Source organism: Teichococcus deserti (genome assembly GCF_001982615.1).
Lineage (GTDB): Bacteria > Pseudomonadota > Alphaproteobacteria > Acetobacterales > Acetobacteraceae > Pseudoroseomonas > Pseudoroseomonas deserti.
This window is the reverse complement of sequence record NZ_MLCO01000591.1, coordinates 1-792: the sequence shown is the minus strand read 5'-3', so window position 1 is coordinate 792 and position 792 is coordinate 1. Positions and strand designations below refer to the sequence as shown.

At 76.1% G+C, this 792-nt stretch carries 2 protein-coding genes; both read right to left on the bottom strand.

Annotated elements, in window-relative coordinates; translation table 11 throughout:
- On the bottom strand, positions 1 to 415 hold a 415-nt coding region (locus tag BKE38_RS30245; protein WP_474104360.1), incomplete at its 3' end, for a GHMP family kinase ATP-binding protein.
- Positions 416 to 471: 56 nt separating this feature from the next.
- The coding region (locus BKE38_RS30240) for a tetratricopeptide repeat protein (RefSeq protein ID WP_131829830.1) at positions 472 to 792 on the bottom strand (321 nt) is incomplete at its 5' end.

Sequence of the window (792 nt, the reverse complement as noted above, 5' to 3'; positions counted from 1 at the left end):
GGGCATGGCCGAGCCCGGCCTCCCAGACCCGGTTCAGCAGGCGCAGGGCTGCGGCCGCATCGGCCGAGCCGCCGCCGATGCCGGAGGCGACCGGCAGGTGTTTCTCCAGCACCAGCAGGCCGTGCGGGGCGATGCCGGCTGCCTCCGCCAGCAGCCGGCCGGCGCGCAGCACCAGGTTGTCGGGCTCTTCAGCCAGCGCCGCCGCCTCCGGCCCTTCGACGCGCAGCGCGAAGGCGCCGCCGGGCTGCCAGCGCAGCCAGTCGGCGCCGCCCGGGGCGCCGGCGCCGGCGAAGGCGGCCAGGCTGTCGAGCAGGTGGTAGCCGTCGGCGCGGCGGCCCAGCAGATGCAGGTGCAGGTTGATCTTGGCGGGCGCCGGCTCGGCCAGCGGCGGGGCGGTCAGGTCGGGCGGGGTCACGGGCGGCCTTGCGCAACGCCGGGGGGCCCCATCGAGGGCCCCCCAACTGGAAGAGATCAGCGGGAGGGGAGGCCGTCGCGGAGCTTGGCGGCGATCTTCGGCGCCTCGCCCGGCTCGGGCTCCAGGGTCAGGGCGCGGCGCCACTGGTACTGCGCCTCGATGCGGCGGCCGGCGGCCCAGTAGACGTCGCCCAGATGGTCGTTGATCACCGAGTTGCGCGATTCCAGCTCCACCGCCTTCTCCATCCAGCGCGTGGCGGCGGGCAGGTCGCCCAGCTTGAACAGCGCCCAGCCCAGGCTGTCGGCGATGTTGCCGTCCTGCGGCCGCAGCTCGGCGGCGCGCTCCAGCATGCGCCGCGCCTCGGGCAGGTTGGTGCC